The following is a 15,817-nucleotide window of genomic DNA, read 5'->3' on the forward strand; positions in this document are numbered from 1 at the left end:
GCGCGTTAACTAAGGACGGTCGTTTCATGAAAGATGCATCCACCACCCGACACACCTCTGTCAAACCACTCGGTCAGGCCATTCGCGCCATCAACCGCGCCTCTTGCGGCGCACTGGCCTGCTACCTCGCGACCTTGGGCGTGGCACATGCCGCACCCTATGTGGAAGCAGGGCAGGCCGGCAATGCTGCCAGCTGGCGCAGCGCCGAATTCAACGCCGACTGGGGGCTGGGCGCGATCAATGCCGATCAAGCCTACGCCGCTGGTTACTCCGGCAAGGGCATCAAACTGGGCATCTTCGACCAGCCGGTCTATGCCCCGCATCCGGAGTTTTCCAGCGCCAACAAGGTGATCAACCTGGTCACCAGCGGTATCCGTGAATACACCGACCCGTATATCCCGGTGAAGGCGGGCGACGCTTTCCGTTACGACGGCGCACCGAGCCTGGACTCCGGCGGCAAACTCGGGAACCACGGCACCCACGTGGGCGGCATCGCCGGTGGCGATCGTGATGGCGGGCCGATGCATGGCGTGGCTTACAACGCGCAAATCATCAGCGCCGACAACGGCGACCCAGGCCCGGAAGACGGCATCGTGCTGGGCAACGACGGCGCGGTGTATCAGGCTGGCTGGAACGCGCTGGTCAACAGCGGCGCGCGGGTCATCAACAACAGCTGGGGCATCGGCATTACTGATCGCTTCAGCAAGGGCGGTCGCGACCCGGCCTTCCCGCATTTCACCGTGCAGGACGCGCAAGTGCAGTTCGATCAGATCCGCCAGATCCTCGGCACCCGTCCAGGCGGCGCGTATCAGGGCGCTATCGATGCCGCACGCAGCGGTGTCGTGACCATCTTCGCCGCGGGCAACGACTACAACCTCAACAACCCGGACGCGATGGCCGGGCTCGGCTACTTCGTACCGGAAATCGCACCCAACTGGCTGACCGTCGCCGCCCTGCAACAAAACCCCGACGCCGCCGCAGCTGCAACCACGCCGTACACCCTGAGCACCTTCTCGTCACGCTGCGGCTACACCGCCAGCTTCTGCGTCTCGGCACCAGGCACGCGCATCTACAGCTCGGTGCTCAACGGCACCAGCCTTGCAGACCTGACCGTCGGTTGGGCCAACAAGAACGGCACCTCGATGGCCGCACCTCACGTCGCAGGCAGTATGGCTGTGCTGATGGAGCGCTTCCCGTACATGACCGGCGCGCAGGTCGCCGACGTGCTGAAAACCACCGCCACCGACCTTGGCGCACCGGGCGTCGACGCGCTATACGGCTGGGGCATGATCAACCTCGGCAAGGCAGTCAACGGCCCGAGCATGTTCGTCACCGAGGCAGATATTCCTGCCGAATTCCGTATCGACGGCGCCTACGGCGACAGCCAGTTCGTTGTGGACTTGCCCGGCGTCGGTGCGATTGTCGACGCAGGCAAACCGACCCAACGCACTTGCACCGGGCCACAATGCGGGCTGGACGTGTGGAGCAACAACATCTCCGGCCATGGCGGCCTGACCAAACAAGGCATCGGCACCCTGGTGCTGACCGGGGCCAACAGCTACAGCGGCCCAACGCTGGTCAATCAAGGACGCCTGGCCATCAACGGCTCGCTGGCCTCTGCGGTCACCGTCAACAACGGCGGCGTACTGGGCGGCAATGGCAGCGTCGCGTCGCTGACCGCCAACCGTGGCGGCACCGTCGCGCCGGGCAACTCCATCGGCACCCTGCAAGTGGCGGGCAACCTCAACCTGGCACCGGGCTCGACCTACGCGGTTGAATTCTCGCCCACTGCCAGCGACCGCATCGTGGTCGGCGGCACCGCGACTGTGAGCGGTGCCAACATGGCCCTGTCTCTGGAAAACGACAATCCCGCACTGCTCAGCAGCAGCCAGACCCGCAGCGTTCTGGGTCAGCAGTTCAACGTACTGCAAGCGTCTGGCGGCATTCAGGGTCAGTTTGGTTCGGTGACGGATAACTACGCATTCCTCGACGGCAACCTGGCTTACACCGGCACTGGCGTAACCCTGGCCCTGGAGCGCAATGGCGACAGCTTCGCCAGCGCGGCGCAAACGTCCAATCAACGCAGCGTGGCCCAGGCCATTGAGCAACTGAGTGCGGGCAACTCCGTCTATGAGAGCATCATCCTCAGCCAGGACACTGCCAGCGCACGTCGCGCATTCACCCAACTGTCCGGCGAAGTGCACCCGGCCATCGCCACGCAATTGATCAACGACAGCCGCCAACTGCGCGACGCCGTGGGTGATCGCCTGCGCGTCGAAGGGCTGTACGACCAGCCAGCAGCGGGCACTGAAGATAACTCGGTATGGGTCAAAGCGCTCGGCGCATGGGGCAAAAACAGCGGCAGCAGCGACAGCGCCAGCTCGACCTCATCGCTGGGCGGCCTGCTGGCAGGCGTCGACGGCCTGATCAGCGAACACACCCGTTTGGGCGCGATGGCAGGTTACAGCGACACCTCGCTGAGCCTCGGCGACGACACCCACTCGCGGGCCTCGGCAGACAGCTACCACCTGGGCGCCTACATCGGCCACGAACAGGGCGCACTGCGCCTCACCGCAGGCGCGTCGCACAGCTGGCACCGCATCGACGTGAAACGCGACCTGCAATTCGGCGCGTTTTCCGACCGTCAAAAGGTCAAGCGCGACGCCCAGTCAAGCCAGGTCTTCACCGAAGCCGCCTACCGCCTGAACCTGCAACCGCTGGCACTGGAGCCATTTGCCAACCTGGCCTACGTACACTTCGACAGCGACAGCTTCACCGAAAAAGGCGGCGCCACGGCCCTCAAAGGCAGCGACGACACCCGCGACACCGTGCTCTCGACCCTGGGCATGCGCGCCGGAAACCGCTTCAACCTCAACGACACACAAAAACTCGACGTCTCCGCCACTCTCGGCTGGCAGCACAACCTGAGCGACACCTCGTCGGAACAACACTTGGCCTTCGCCAGCGCCGGCAACAGCTTCAACGTACAAAGCGTCTCCATGGACCGCGACGCCGCTGTAGTCGGCGCCCGCGCCAGCCTGGCGTTGGGCAAGGATGCACGCATCAACCTGGACTACAACGGCTTGCTCGGTGCACGGGATAAAACCCACGGCGTGGGTCTGTCGCTGGATTGGCAGTTCTGATGGAGGATGCCTGCGGGGTGCAGTAGCCCCGCAGGCACTCGGAAATACCTATCGTGCCAATGCTCCGCGTTGGCACGCATCTCGTGACGCTCTGCGTCACATCCAAGCCTTCACGCGAATGCTGGATCACTCATAAGTCCAAGCTTCTGCCCGCAGGGCGTGGGAGCGAACTTGTTCGCGATCTGCCGGGAACCGGCAGCAAAACCTATGTATGCGGTACATCATTTGCGAACCAAATTTCAGGCTCAGCCTAGCCATGCCTCCCCAGATCGCCTCAATAAACAAAATTTGATGGCTCATTACCATCATGGTAAAACCTTGCAACAGACACTCGTCTGCACTCGCTAAGGAATAGCCATGAAAAAGACAAGGACAGGCTTCGTCGCCATACTCGCATTCCTCTGTGCCTTCTCCGCAAACGCCAGAGAAGCCCAGGTAACAGACGCCTCAATCGTCAAAGCCATCATCCAGGAATCCATCGACAGCTACCCCGGTAATTGTCCGTGCCCCTACAATTCCGCTCGCAACGGCAGCCAATGCGGCAAACGCAGCGCGTACAGCCGCAAAGGCGGTTACGCACCGATCTGCTACAAGGAAGATGTCACCAAAGAAATGATCAGCGACTACCGACGCCGCCTGAAAGACTGATTCCGTAAAAACACGATGGTCGTCACTCAGCGTCACGACCATCACGCCACATTCAACCCAACCGAGAGACAGGCAACACCGCCCGCCACCACGACTTCGCCAAGCGGTGCGGCCGCGCATCAACCTGCATCTGCGGATGCGCCAAGAGCATCGGCATATCTCGCAACCGTATCCACGGCTCGCTGTGCCAGTGCAACATACTCACCGACAACCCCGGCCACTGCAGCATGCTCAGGTGCGGCGTGCAGTCATCAAACGGCACCTGCCCATCCCGCAACGCAGGCACCACCTCATTAGTAATCCACTGCCGCAACCCACGATTCTCCGCGTGATAGTGATGCACCATCATCGCGTACGCCCCCGACTCACTGACCATCAGTTCTGGCTGTGCTTCACCGTGCAGGTCGAGCGTGATCATCTGGTGCTGGTCTGCGTCCAGCTTGCGCAGCGTCCGCTCGTTCAACGGCCAGCCGATCATGCGACCGAGATCGCGGGCGCTGAACCAGGGCTGGTTTTCGAGGAGGAGGGCGAGGAGTTGGCGGTTGTGGCGGTGGAAGGGGGTTGGGTTTAAACCGACACACACCTCGTGCGGCTGACGAGCACTTGCCCGAAATAGATTGCTTAACATGCTGACCTCTACGTATGAACTGAAATGACGTTAAAGACCAACGTAGAGCGGGCGTAAGAAAACCCAACTGAGCGAATCAGCAAAGCCGAGATTTTCCGTTCAATTAGAACGATTGGAATCTGGAGCTATGCATGAACTCACTGCATCTACGTTGGGTGTTTCTTAGGCACCGGCGCATAGCATACCGGCGCTGGCAAAGTGTCGATATCGGACTGGGGAGGGAGGGGATGTCAGGGAATTCCGATCTTCAGGCGAGGTATCGGGCTCAGCAACCCATATCGTTCCAACGCTCCGCGTGGGAATGCAGTTCGCGACGCTCTGCGTCGCATTCTCAGGGCTGCTACATAAATACGACACCACCGAGGCTTCGCTTTACCCATGCTGGCAATCTAGATACTGTTGTCGGACTTTTCCTACAAGGACGTTCGGCAATGCCTTCGCTCAATCAGATTTTCTTCGGTCCGCCCGGTACGGGGAAAACCTACGCCACAGTCGAAGCGACGTTGCAGATCCTTGATCAGCCTTTTCTTGTTAAGAATGCTGGTAGCCGATCAGCGTTAAAAGCTCGGTTTGACGAGCTGCTTGCAGCAGGTGACGTGCGCTTTGTGACCATTAACAGGGCTTCAGCTTGATCTGGCTAGCTCAAATGCTCCCTATCGTCATCACGTTAGAGAACCCAGCCAAGAGGCGCAGAGGTTCACGTTTATAATTGGTCATTTCCCGATTTTCCTCTATTCTCTCAATTATCAAAATAGAGGCGCATGGGATGCCTGAAGAGATAATGACCCTTAAAGAAGTCGCTGAGTACCTCAAACTCGCGGAGAAGACGGCCTACCGGCTTGCCGCTGAGGGAAAGATTCCCGGCTTCAAAGTGGGAGGTAGCTGGCGGTTCAGAAAAGAGGCGATAGAGAACTGGATTGATCAGCAAACCGAAAGCAGGCGGCCTTGATCAGAAGCTCGCTAGGTGACGTATCGGTGAGGAAGCCGATCAGGCCAGACTGCAGAGCCTATGGTCGGACAAAATTAAAGATTTATATGGAATGAGAGTGACTAACATTTCTTACCCAATAGTTGATCTCTTCGCCGGTCCTGGTGGGCTGGGGGAAGGCTTTTCCGCTCTGCACAATGGAAATGGGGTTTCGTCGTTTCACAGCATTGTGTCGATAGAGCATAACGAGGTTGCCCATAAAACCCTCACGCTCAGACATTTCTTCCGCTTGTTTGGAAAAGGTAAGGCTCCGAAAGAGTACTATGAATACATTAGCGGAAAATTAACTAAAGAAGAGCTGATTGCAGCATATCCAGAACAATGGAAAAAAGTTGAAGGTTCGGCACTTTGCATTTCCCTCGGGCCAGAAAACCATGATACCGTTCAAAAAATTATAAATACACGATTAGGAAATACAAAAAAATGGGTCCTGATTGGTGGTCCTCCCTGTCAGGCATACTCTCTCGTCGGGCGCTCCAGGATGAGTGGCTCTCCTGAGTTTGAAGACGATAAAAGACACTTTTTGTACCGTGAGTATTTGAAGATCATTGTTGATCACAATCCGCCAGTGTTTGTGATGGAAAATGTAAAAGGGCTGCTTTCTGCAAACGTAAAAGGCGAGCCTGTAATCCAAAAGATTCTGCGCGATCTGACGCATCCAAAATCCGCCATTGGGAAAAGTGATAACGGGCTTACATATCGCCTCTACTCTCTCAGCGAAAAAGGTGAGTTCAGTATAGGAGCTGACCCCGCTTCATTTCTCGTCAAAGCTGAAGAGTATGGAATTCCGCAGGCAAGACACCGAATCTTCATCATTGGGATTCGTGACGATATAAAGGTAGTGCCAGAGATCCTGACAAAACGAGAATCTCCAAGTGTTCAAGCCACTATCGGAGGTTTGCCGCGCCTTCGAAGCGGTGTGACAAAGGATGAGGACAGCGCAGAGCGGTGGCAGCAGATAGTTCGGTCGGCAAGCACGACACTTTGGTACAAAATGTCTACCGGCTCAGATTATGCTGTTTCAGAAATAATGAAAAATTACGTTTCTCCGACATCGCGCCTCCCATCGCAAAAATGCTCGAATCGATACGTAATGCCAGAGACAATGACCAGCTGGTATGGGGATGACCGGCTTATGACGCTGACCCATCATGATGCGCGCTCTCATATGAGAGATGATCTTTACCGATACCTGTTCGCAGCCTCCTATGCGAAAACATTCGGAACCTCTCCTGTGCTTGCGGATTTTCCGACGCTTCTATTGCCCAATCATAAAAACGTAAAAGTTGGCGTTAGCGGGAAAATGTTTAATGACCGCTTCAGGGTTCAGCTTGCGCATAAGCCATCAACAACCGTGACTTCTCATATATCAAAAGATGGACATTATTTCATACACTATGATCCATCTCAGTGCCGAAGCCTTACGGTCAGAGAGGCAGCCAGACTACAGACTTTTCCGGATAACTACTTTTTCGAAGGTCCGAGAACCGAGCAGTATCATCAGGTTGGGAATGCAGTCCCGGCATATCTAGCCTTAAAGATTGCAATTATAGTTAGAGATGTTCTAGAAAGAATTAAGGACTAACAATGGTAGACAGGCTGACCAGCCAAAAGCGCAGTTGGAATATGTCCCGTATCAGGTCACGGGACACCGCTCCGGAACTGGCAGTGCGAAAAGTACTTTTTCGAATGGGGTATCGATACAGACTGCATAGCGCAATCGTGCCGGGAAAGCCAGATATTGTATTAGCCAAGTTCAAGTCCGTTATTTTTGTTCATGGCTGTTTTTGGCACAGGCATCCTGGATGCAAATTTGCGTATACGCCAAAATCCAGAGAAGAGTTCTGGACAAAAAAATTTGAAGCAAATGTTCGTCGTGACGAAGTAGTAAAGAAACAACTTTCAGAATTAGGTTGGAGACACCTCATAATCTGGGAGTGCGAAACAAAAAGCAGCGATATAATTGAAAACCTGCTGAGAGGGTTCTTGGGTGAAAATGGAAAGAGCTCCCGACATTGAGCTGTCACCGGATGATTATGATGTGGCACAGCCAGAGCCCTCTGCTCTCGTCGAGTCACTGAGGGCCTTCGGATACAGTCTGCGTACTGCTGTTGCTGACCTTGTAGATAACAGCATTTCTGCCATAGCAAAAAACGTTTGTATCAGGTTTGAGTGGGATGGTGCTCAATCCTTTATATCCATTAGAGATGATGGCAGAGGAATGACCGAAAATGAGTTGGTGGCGGCGATGAGGCCTGGCTCAAAAAGCCCGCTAGAGGACCGAGAGCCGCGAGACCTTGGCAGGTTTGGACTGGGGCTCAAGACTGCTTCATTCTCTCAATGCAGGCGAATGTCTGTTATATCCAAGACAGAAACCGGCACCTCTGCTGCTCGCTGCTGGGATCTTGATTACATCAATTCTGCAGGGGAATGGCGTCTCCTGAAAAAAGTTAACCGAGACCGGCTCATGGAGGTGGGAGAGCAGATAGCTCAGCAGGGCACGATAGTTTTATGGGAAGAGATGGATCGCGTTACCGGCTCTACGGGAGCTGATGACAATAAGGCCTACAAGCGTTTTCTTGAAGCCATTGAAGAAGTCAAAGAGCATCTTGCAATGGTATTTCATCGTTACTTGGAAAAGCGGGGCGGCATTAACATCTTCATTAATGGCCGCAGGATTGAAGGATGGAACCCATTCCTGAAGGGAGAAAAGGCAACTCAGGAGCTCCCCTCGGAAAAGCTCTTCTGCAATGGCGCACAGCTCTCCGTCACTCCTTACGTGCTTCCGCACCTATCTAAGCTGACTCAGGATACGCACCGCGCGGCTTCGGGCCCCCAAGGTTGGAATGCTCAGCAGGGCTTCTATATTTATAGAAATGAACGTCTCCTCGTTTCTGGTGACTGGTTGGGGCTCGGTTTTCAGAAGGAAGAGCACCATAAGCTTGCAAGAATCCAGATCGACCTGCCCAACAGCATGGATGATGAGTGGCAGATAGACGTTAAGAAATCTCGGGCCAGACCTCCTGGCTATCTCCGAGCAGATCTGAAGAGAATTGCCAAACTGACGCGAGAGCAGGCTGTTCAGGTATATCGCCATCGAGGAAAGGTCATTGCCAGAAGGTCATCTCAGGGCCATGTCTTTCTTTGGCAGCAGAAGACAAGGCACGGAAAATATTTCTACGAGATAAACCGTGAGCACCCTCTTATTAAGTCTTCTCTCCGCGAAATCGGGGCCGACAAAATTGAGCCCATTCTGCGCCTGCTGGAGGAGACCATTCCTGCGTCCCATATTATAATCACCAGTTCTGAAGAGCCAGACAGGATGGGCGGCCCGCTGGAGGGCGCAAAATACTCAGAGGTAAGGCCTCTCCTGCAGAAGATTTACAGCTCATTCCAGAAAAACGGCTTCAGCCGGGAAGAAATATTTGATCGTCTCGTAACGATGGAGCCATTCAGCCAGACACCTGAGTTTGTAGAAGCCTTTAGAGAAGAGCCCGAAGGAGGTATTTAGATGGATAAGTACGGATACGATGAAGTCAAGGCAACGGTTATGAAAAGGCTTCGAAAAGAAGAGACCGTCACTTCTGAACAAATCTCAAAAGAAATTAATGCTCTACTCGACGCTTTTGAAGCGGCAGGACTGGTTGAGGAAATTGACCGCAATCTGCTGTTTCGGGAAATTTCCAGTCAGGTCAGCGTATGGCAGCCTGATCCATCTGTATTGCGTGACAAAAAACATAAAAACTGGCTTCCAGAACGTAAAACCGAGATCAGCTGGGGGTTCTGGAAGCGTTATCGCCAGTATCTGGAAGAAGAGAAGAGCTGGTCTTCTGTTGTCACCGGAAAACTGGATCAAGTCACAGATGCTACCTTGGGTGACATCGGAAACCCTGCGCAGTCAGGTGCATGGGACCGGCGCGGAATGGTTGTCGGTGATGTACAGTCAGGAAAAACAGCAAACTACACTGGGCTCATCTGCAAGGCCGTAGATGCCGGGTACAAGCTCGTCATTGTGATGGCTGGTATGACGAATGACCTCCGCAGCCAGACGCAATCCCGACTCGATGCTGAATTTCTTGGTTTTGAAAGTGAAATCGGAAAGTTTCATGAGAACGGAAGCCGCATTGGAGTAGGAAAGATTGAAGACCATGGACAACTGATTGTTCAACCCCTTACTTATAGTGCTCACGGTGGTGATTTCAGGGCTAGGAAGGGCACAAACTCCCAGTTGGGAGGGAATCCTCTTCTTCTTGTCGTCAAAAAAAACACATCCGTTCTCAACCGAATACTGACTTGGGTCGAAGGGCAGGGGCAAACCAATCCCGAAACAGGGGGTAAAATTGTTAACGGTATTCCTCTGCTGTTACTTGATGACGAAGCTGATAACGCATCCGTAAACACCAAAGATCCTGAAGAAGACCCTACTACAATCAACCAAGCTATTAGGAAAATACTCAAGACGTTTTCCCAGAGTTCATACATTGGGTATACAGCCACACCTTTCGCTAATATTTTTATTTTGCCACCTGATGATGGGAGTGAGAAATCGAAATATGGCGAGGATCTGTTCCCACGAAATTTTATTTACTATATCAATCCGCCGGATAATTATATCGGGGCGACCAAAGTTTTTGGGCTTTCAGAAAGCATCGACGGCCTGGCTTCCGTAGATAAGAGCCTTCCACTGATCAAACACGCCGAAGATGCCGAGCAGTTTTTCCCTGCCAAACACAAAAAGAATCTTCCGGTAGATTGCCTTCCTTACACGATGATCGAGGCGATCCGGATGTTCATTCTGTCCTGCGCTGCCCGCCGAGTCAGGGGACAGAAGAATGTTCACAACACAATGCTTATTCATGTCACCAGATTCAATGACGTCCAAGAACAGGTCATTGGCCTAGTTGGAGATGAGCTTGTCAGTATTCAAAGAACCTTGGAGTTTAATACGGGGCCGCAATGTAAGGATCTTCTCGCAGAATTGAAGAGGCTCTGGGAAGATGATTTTGTCAAAAAAACCTCTTCTATTATTGAGCTGACGGGTGATTCTCTTATAACTCCGATCCAGTGGAGCGAGGTGTTTAGAGAGCTTACAGAGGCTGCACTGAAAGTCCAGGTCAGAGGTATTAATGGCTTGGCTGAAGGTGTACTTGACTATGCGGAGCATCCCAAAGGACTGAATGTTATCGCAGTTGGAGGTGACAAACTCTCACGAGGTCTTACTCTTGATGGGCTGAGTGTTAGTTATTATAGCCGTCCGGCCAAAAACTATGACACCCTACTTCAGATGGGGCGCTGGTTCGGATATAGACCAGGGTATCTCGATTTGTGCCGTCTTTATACTACTAAAGAAATTGAAGGCTGGTATCAGCATATCGCAGTAGCAACCGAAGAGTTGAAGCGCGAATTTAAACTTATGGAGCTTAGTAATCTTGATCCTGAGGCTTACGGTCTAAAAGTCAGAACGCATGCCAATGGGCTGAGTATTACAGCCGCTAACAAGATCAGAAGCGGCAAAAAAATGCAGGTCACATTTTCCGACAGCTTGGCTCAAACGATAGTTTTTGATAAAAATAAAAACACACAGGCAAATAACTTCAGACAAGTCGATGAATGGATTAGCGGTCTTGGCCTATTCAGTGCTCAGAAGAAGAATAATTACCTGTGGAACGACGTCAAACCAGATCTAATTCACAAACTACTGGCTGGATTTAAAATACATCCCTTTTCGCGCGGTGCTGACCCCGAACTCATCAGCAAATACATCGAGAAGGTCAATGACTTTGGAGAGCTTAAGGGCTGGACAGTTGTTCTGATATCGAGTGGCACGGCCAAGACCAGTCTACCAATCGGCGGGCATGAGACCGGACTGATCGAGCGTAATGAGGTTCAGTCAGATAAAGATCTTTACTGGCTGCGTAATGCCAACCTCATTAGTCCTGAGGACCAGCATATAGATCTCACCGATCTCCAATTCGATGCAGCTCTGAATGCCACGATTGGCTCATGGGCAAAAGGTGAAACACGACATAAGGTACAGCCCACTTCGCCAAGTGGGCCCTTCATCCGTCGAGCAAGAAGTCCTGAGCGAGGGCTCCTTCTGATTTATCCGCTGGACTCCAGTAATGTGCTTTTGGATGGGAAGCGGTTCACAGACATGCCCATCATCGGCATGGCCATGAGCTTCCCTGCCAGCAGCAGCAAAACTACCGTCGAATATCAGGTCAACACTAAGTACTGGCTTGATCGTTATGGGGACGACGAAGATGATGTTTAAGGATCTATGGATCGACCTTCATGCATCCGCGCTCAACAAGATCGGGCCAGGTACTGCCAAGCGCCTAATCGGCCTGAATGCCATATGCCCCATGTTCATTGGCGTTAGAGCTCCAGGAATGCTGCGCACTTTCATTCTTGAGGTGCCAAGGGACAGCGCTCCGTTACCAGAAATCATCCCTGCGTCTCGTGGACTGTATTTCACTGTTCAGATTACGGGGGATGAAATACTTTCAAACCACGCGAGCCTGATACTTTTCTCTTCAGCTGTGGGGTACAACGATATATTCGCCTCTATAGCGGACGACATCTACAGCAAGCTTCATGCACTCACCAAACAAAGAGAAGTTATTGCTGGCTTTCTCAGTCGTGTACGCTTGTGGCAGGCATTTTTTGAAAAGCAGGGAGATGATGGCCTGTCTGAGGAGGCACAGAGAGGGCTGTACGGCGAACTCCGATTCCTTAAAAATCACGCTTTTGGCTCAGCCCATAATTTAGAGAAAGCAGTAATTTCATGGACTGGTCCCAGAAGCAGACAGCACGATTTTCAATTTGGACACGCAGCTGTAGAGATAAAAACCAGCGCATCGAAACAGCACCAGAAGCTCCAGATTACAAGCGAGCAGCAGCTTGACGAAACAACCGTGGGGAAGCTCTATCTTTATTATATTTCAGTCGCACTCATTGAAAGAGGGTCTGATACCTTGCCTTCCTTGGTAGATGACATACGCGCCCGCCTTTCTCTTCATACTGGAGCGTTGTCTGAGTTTAATAATCTGCTGATTGCAGCTGGGTATATAGACTCGCATAGAAGCAAGTATGACTCTACTGGATACGCCACTAGGGAGTCTGCAGTATTTCTTGTGGAGAAAGATTTTCCGAGAATTCGCGAAAATGAGATTCGAGCAGGTGTTGGCGATGTCAAGTATTCAATTTCAGTCGCGCAGTGTAAGAACTATGAGATTCCCTTATCTGAGCTTGCTTTGTTGATTAAGGAGGCCTGCTGATGAGTGAAAAGGAGGGACTTAATTCATTCTGTGAGGATCTCATACAGGATATCCTAGCAGGTACAAGTGATTCTGAATACGGCGGCTTCAAGATAGATAAGTTCACGCGAACGGTTGCTGACTACCTAATTGAAGCAGGTGAAGTCGAAGACGTAAATATATGCTTCTATAAATCTCGGGGCATGCAGCTGAATGGTTACAACGTAAACCAGGATGAGGATGGTCTAGATATTTTTGTAGCTTTATTCAATCAGCAGACTCCCCCCGTTACTGTAACAAAAGCGCAGTGCGAAGCTGCTTTCAGGCAGGCCGAAACCTGTCTGCGCAAGGGCTTGACTGGTTTTCACAGCACCCTTGAAGAGTCGTCGGAAAGCTACGACGCCTTTCAGCGAATACATGAGCTAAGGGATAGCCTCGCCAGCTGTAGAATCTTTCTCTTGACGGATGGAGTCGTGAATCAGGATATCTTTCACCCGGAAGAAGGTGGAGACATCTCAGTTACACTGCATGTATGGGATGCTGCACGGCTATATCGCCTTGCCACCTCCGGAAAGAAGTTTGAACCCATCGAGATTGATTTTACGGAAGAGTTCGGAGAGAATATTTCCTGTCTTTCTCTGGCCGATCCAAATTCGGACTATAAAGGCTATCTCGCAGTAATTCCCGGGGACGTTCTAGCTGGTATCTATGAAAAGTACGGTCCACGTCTTCTTGAACGTAATGTCAGGTCTTTTTTACAGGCCCGTGGTAATGTCAATAAAGGGATTAGAAAAACTATTCTGGAAGAGCCTCATCGCTTTTTTGCTTACAACAATGGAGTGTCGGCCACTGCAGATAATATTGAGTTCGGCAAGGATGGCTTGTCAATTACAAAGATTCGTAACCTGCAAATTGTGAATGGAGGCCAGACTACTGCCTCCCTTTACTACACGGCAAAGAAAGACAAAGCTGACCTCCAAGGGATTTTTGTTCAAGCAAAAATATCTGTCATTCCTGAAGACCAGCTTGAGCATATTGTTCCGCTGATCTCCCGGTTTGCCAACAGCCAGAATAAAGTCAACGACGCCGATTTTTATGCTAATGATCCATTCCATGTAGAAATTGAAGGGCTCTCCAGAACTGTCTGGGCACCAGCAGTAGACGGTTCCAGCAAGCAATCCAAATGGTTTTACGAGCGGGCAAGAGGGCAGTATCTCGACGCCAAAGCGAGAGAAGGAACGCATGCCAGAAAACGACAGTTTGACGCGACGTTCCCCACACGTCAAAAATTTACAAAAACTGACTTGGCGAAATACGAAAATACTTGGATGCAGCTTCCACACGTTGTCAGCTTAGGGGCTCAGAAAAACTTTAATGATTTTGCCATCAGGCTTAAGGAGCGTGGGCGGGTTGACGTTGACGTACGATATTTTGAGCATCTGATAGCCAAGGCTATTATCTTTAATAAAGCTGACCGCATTGTGCGTGAAAAAAGTTTTGGTGGGTATAAGGCTAACATTGTTACATATACAATAGCTTGGATATCCAATCGTACATCTCAATGCATAGATCTCGACGGTATCTGGAAAAACCAAGATATTTCACCAGTGCTTCATGATGTTATTCAAGAAGTCTCAATGGCCGTGCACCGTATCATCGTAAGTCCGCCCAATGGAAAGAATGTTACTGAGTGGTGTAAGCGCAAAGAATGCTGGGAAAAGATCAGGGGTTCAAGTTTTAATATTGGCTCCGCATTAGGGAAAGAACTTATCGATTTTTCAAGAAAAACGGGTTCGTTGAAAGGAAATCAAGGCGTAAGTGCTCCTAATGAAAATGAGCAGCAATTAATCACATCCGTTACAGACGTTCGCGCTGACATGTGGTATCAAATTGCCAAGTGGTCAAAGGAAACAAATAATCTCCAGCCTTGGCAGAGAAGTCTTGCTTTTTCGATAGGTAGGCTGGTGGGTACATCGGGTAATGTAAGTATTAAGCAGGCAAAACACGGTGCAGTCATCCTTGAGGAAGTAAAGCGCCTAGGTTTTAAAGAGCAAAAAGATGCAGGGATCGATGATGCATAAAATAACATCGAGGGCACGATTGTAGTGTTTAACTTATCCTAGATACGAAGTTATGTCTTTTCGTATTGAGCGGTGTAGGGCCATCATGAACTGGTGTGGCCGAAATTGCGCCCCTGCTGGAGCTGGCTCATCCTCAACGTAGCGTAGACTCGATTATCTCAAGCGAGCGCGAGGCTTCGACACGGCTATAGCACTGATCGAGCAATAGGTCCGCGGCCTCATGTTTGAACTTAGTGGCGAAGGTGCAGCGTTATTGGGGCATCAGACATCTCTATGTGGCGATGTTCTCGCCTAAATGAGTGTCCGGAATTATTAGGTCATTACAATGGCGTTGTTGAGGTTCTGTAGGATTAAAGCTCTAAGTGGCGGAAGTTGTGGGGGTATTTGAATTTAAGATGCGTGATATTTCATGGTTCTTAATTTTTTAATAATTTATTGGTTTTTATAAAGGTTATGATTTTTTGAGAATTGATATTTTTGGTGGTGTTAAAGTTTAGGCTCTCTAAGCTTGTATGGCTTTAGTTGTAGAGTTCTTTGTATTTGTAAGTTCTTCAGTTGATTGTCTGGAGAGGTATTTGGCTAGCTATATTATTGATATGTAGGCAGTGGTTATAAGCTGTATCTCTGTGAGCGAGCGACCCCCAAAGTTTTTTACGCCGATACTAGTTTCTCCGGAAGTAGTCATTGTGAATATGCATCAAATAGTGCAGTCTAAAAAAGCCATTGCTATATAAAGGCTTTGTTCTATAAGGCTTTTATAGCACTTTTGGTTCATGTATATTGTTTCGACTCCATAAATTATTTTCTCTTTAGAGTCCTTTGTAGAGTCAAGAAATATGCTTAAGCAAAAAATAATATTGCATCAATGTATAAAGCTAGGAAGCCTTCAAGCGATTTTGAGCTTTCGGCATAAGCTTTAGTGAGACTAATTGTGGATAAAAAGAAATTCTGTACAGTACAATTGCGGCTATGAATAAAACATCTTTAAAACAGGGGCTGCGTTTGGGCTGAGAATCGCATTTTTTTGTTGAGAGTGTCACAATGACTGTCCATTGTGCAGGTGTGATATT

The 15,817-nt window shown here is 50.9% G+C and carries 10 protein-coding genes and 1 pseudogene; 10 read left to right on the plus strand and 1 reads right to left on the minus strand.

Annotated elements, in window-relative coordinates; genetic code table 11:
• The first annotated feature begins 26 nt into the window (after positions 1-26).
• Both RYA97_RS01030 and RYA97_RS01035 read left to right on the plus strand, forming a co-directional pair.
• Complete coding sequence (locus RYA97_RS01030) at positions 27-3,143, plus strand: autotransporter domain-containing protein (protein WP_316891716.1); 3,117 nt, start codon at positions 27-29, stop codon at positions 3,141-3,143.
• A gap of 357 nt (positions 3,144-3,500) precedes the next feature.
• Positions 3,501-3,791: a hypothetical protein gene (locus tag RYA97_RS01035; protein ID WP_316891718.1), complete on the plus strand. Its 291-nt coding sequence runs from the start codon at positions 3,501-3,503 to the stop codon at positions 3,789-3,791.
• Positions 3,792-3,843: 52 nt separating this feature from the next.
• Here the strand turns inward: RYA97_RS01035 and RYA97_RS01040 are convergent, their stop codons facing one another.
• Entirely contained in the window at positions 3,844-4,419 is a 576-nt protein-coding gene (locus tag RYA97_RS01040; protein WP_316891720.1) for a Bro-N domain-containing protein, read from the minus strand.
• 431 nt (positions 4,420-4,850) lie between these two features.
• Between RYA97_RS01040 and RYA97_RS01045 the strand changes: the two are divergent.
• The 8 genes and pseudogenes from RYA97_RS01045 to RYA97_RS01080 all read left to right on the plus strand — a co-directional run.
• A pseudogene (locus tag RYA97_RS01045) lies at positions 4,851-5,042 on the plus strand (ATPase); the annotation flags it as partial.
• 143 nt (positions 5,043-5,185) lie between these two features.
• Positions 5,186-5,368 carry a methylation-associated defense system helix-turn-helix domain-containing protein MAD1 gene (gene mads1 / locus RYA97_RS01050; protein ID WP_316891722.1) on the plus strand — a complete coding sequence of 61 codons (183 nt, stop codon included), beginning with the start codon at positions 5,186-5,188 and terminating at the stop codon, positions 5,366-5,368.
• 97 nt (positions 5,369-5,465) lie between these two features.
• The gene (locus RYA97_RS01055) at positions 5,466-6,992 is read left to right on the plus strand and encodes a DNA cytosine methyltransferase (protein WP_316891724.1); all 1,527 of its coding nucleotides are present in this window, start codon (positions 5,466-5,468) and stop codon (positions 6,990-6,992) included.
• Positions 6,993-6,994: 2 nt separating this feature from the next.
• Positions 6,995-7,426 carry a very short patch repair endonuclease gene (locus RYA97_RS01060; protein ID WP_316891726.1) on the plus strand — a complete coding sequence of 144 codons (432 nt, stop codon included), beginning with the start codon at positions 6,995-6,997 and terminating at the stop codon, positions 7,424-7,426.
• Entirely contained in the window at positions 7,404-8,918 is a 1,515-nt protein-coding gene (locus RYA97_RS01065) for an ATP-binding protein (protein ID WP_316891727.1), read from the plus strand. Before RYA97_RS01060 ends, RYA97_RS01065 begins: the two co-directional genes overlap by 23 nt.
• Positions 8,919-11,681: a Z1 domain-containing protein gene (locus RYA97_RS01070; protein ID WP_316891729.1), complete on the plus strand. Its 2,763-nt coding sequence runs from the start codon at positions 8,919-8,921 to the stop codon at positions 11,679-11,681.
• Complete coding sequence (locus tag RYA97_RS01075; RefSeq protein WP_316891731.1) at positions 11,671-12,687, plus strand: PD-(D/E)XK motif protein; 1,017 nt, start codon at positions 11,671-11,673, stop codon at positions 12,685-12,687. Before RYA97_RS01070 ends, RYA97_RS01075 begins: the two co-directional genes overlap by 11 nt.
• Complete coding sequence (locus tag RYA97_RS01080) at positions 12,687-14,747, plus strand: AIPR family protein (protein WP_316891733.1); 2,061 nt, start codon at positions 12,687-12,689, stop codon at positions 14,745-14,747. The genes RYA97_RS01075 and RYA97_RS01080 overlap by 1 nt, the downstream gene beginning before the upstream one ends.
• Positions 14,748-15,817: the final 1,070 nt, after the last annotated feature.

The sequence above is a fragment of the Pseudomonas syringae group sp. 26L6 genome, assembly GCF_032587815.1.
Lineage (GTDB): Bacteria > Pseudomonadota > Gammaproteobacteria > Pseudomonadales > Pseudomonadaceae > Aquipseudomonas > Aquipseudomonas amygdali.

Coding starts and splice junctions, on each gene's coding strand:
- RYA97_RS01030 (WP_316891716.1), top strand. CDS start 27: ATGAAAGATGCATCCACCACCCGACACACCTCTGTCAAACCACTCGGT.
- RYA97_RS01035 (WP_316891718.1), top strand. CDS start 3,501: ATGAAAAAGACAAGGACAGGCTTCGTCGCCATACTCGCATTCCTCTGT.
- RYA97_RS01040 (WP_316891720.1), bottom strand. CDS start 4,419: ATGTTAAGCAATCTATTTCGGGCAAGTGCTCGTCAGCCGCACGAGGTG.
- mads1 (WP_316891722.1), top strand. CDS start 5,186: ATGCCTGAAGAGATAATGACCCTTAAAGAAGTCGCTGAGTACCTCAAA.
- RYA97_RS01060 (WP_316891726.1), top strand. CDS start 6,995: ATGGTAGACAGGCTGACCAGCCAAAAGCGCAGTTGGAATATGTCCCGT.
- RYA97_RS01065 (WP_316891727.1), top strand. CDS start 7,404: ATGGAAAGAGCTCCCGACATTGAGCTGTCACCGGATGATTATGATGTG.
- RYA97_RS01070 (WP_316891729.1), top strand. CDS start 8,919: ATGGATAAGTACGGATACGATGAAGTCAAGGCAACGGTTATGAAAAGG.
- RYA97_RS01075 (WP_316891731.1), top strand. CDS start 11,671: ATGATGTTTAAGGATCTATGGATCGACCTTCATGCATCCGCGCTCAAC.
- RYA97_RS01080 (WP_316891733.1), top strand. CDS start 12,687: ATGAGTGAAAAGGAGGGACTTAATTCATTCTGTGAGGATCTCATACAG.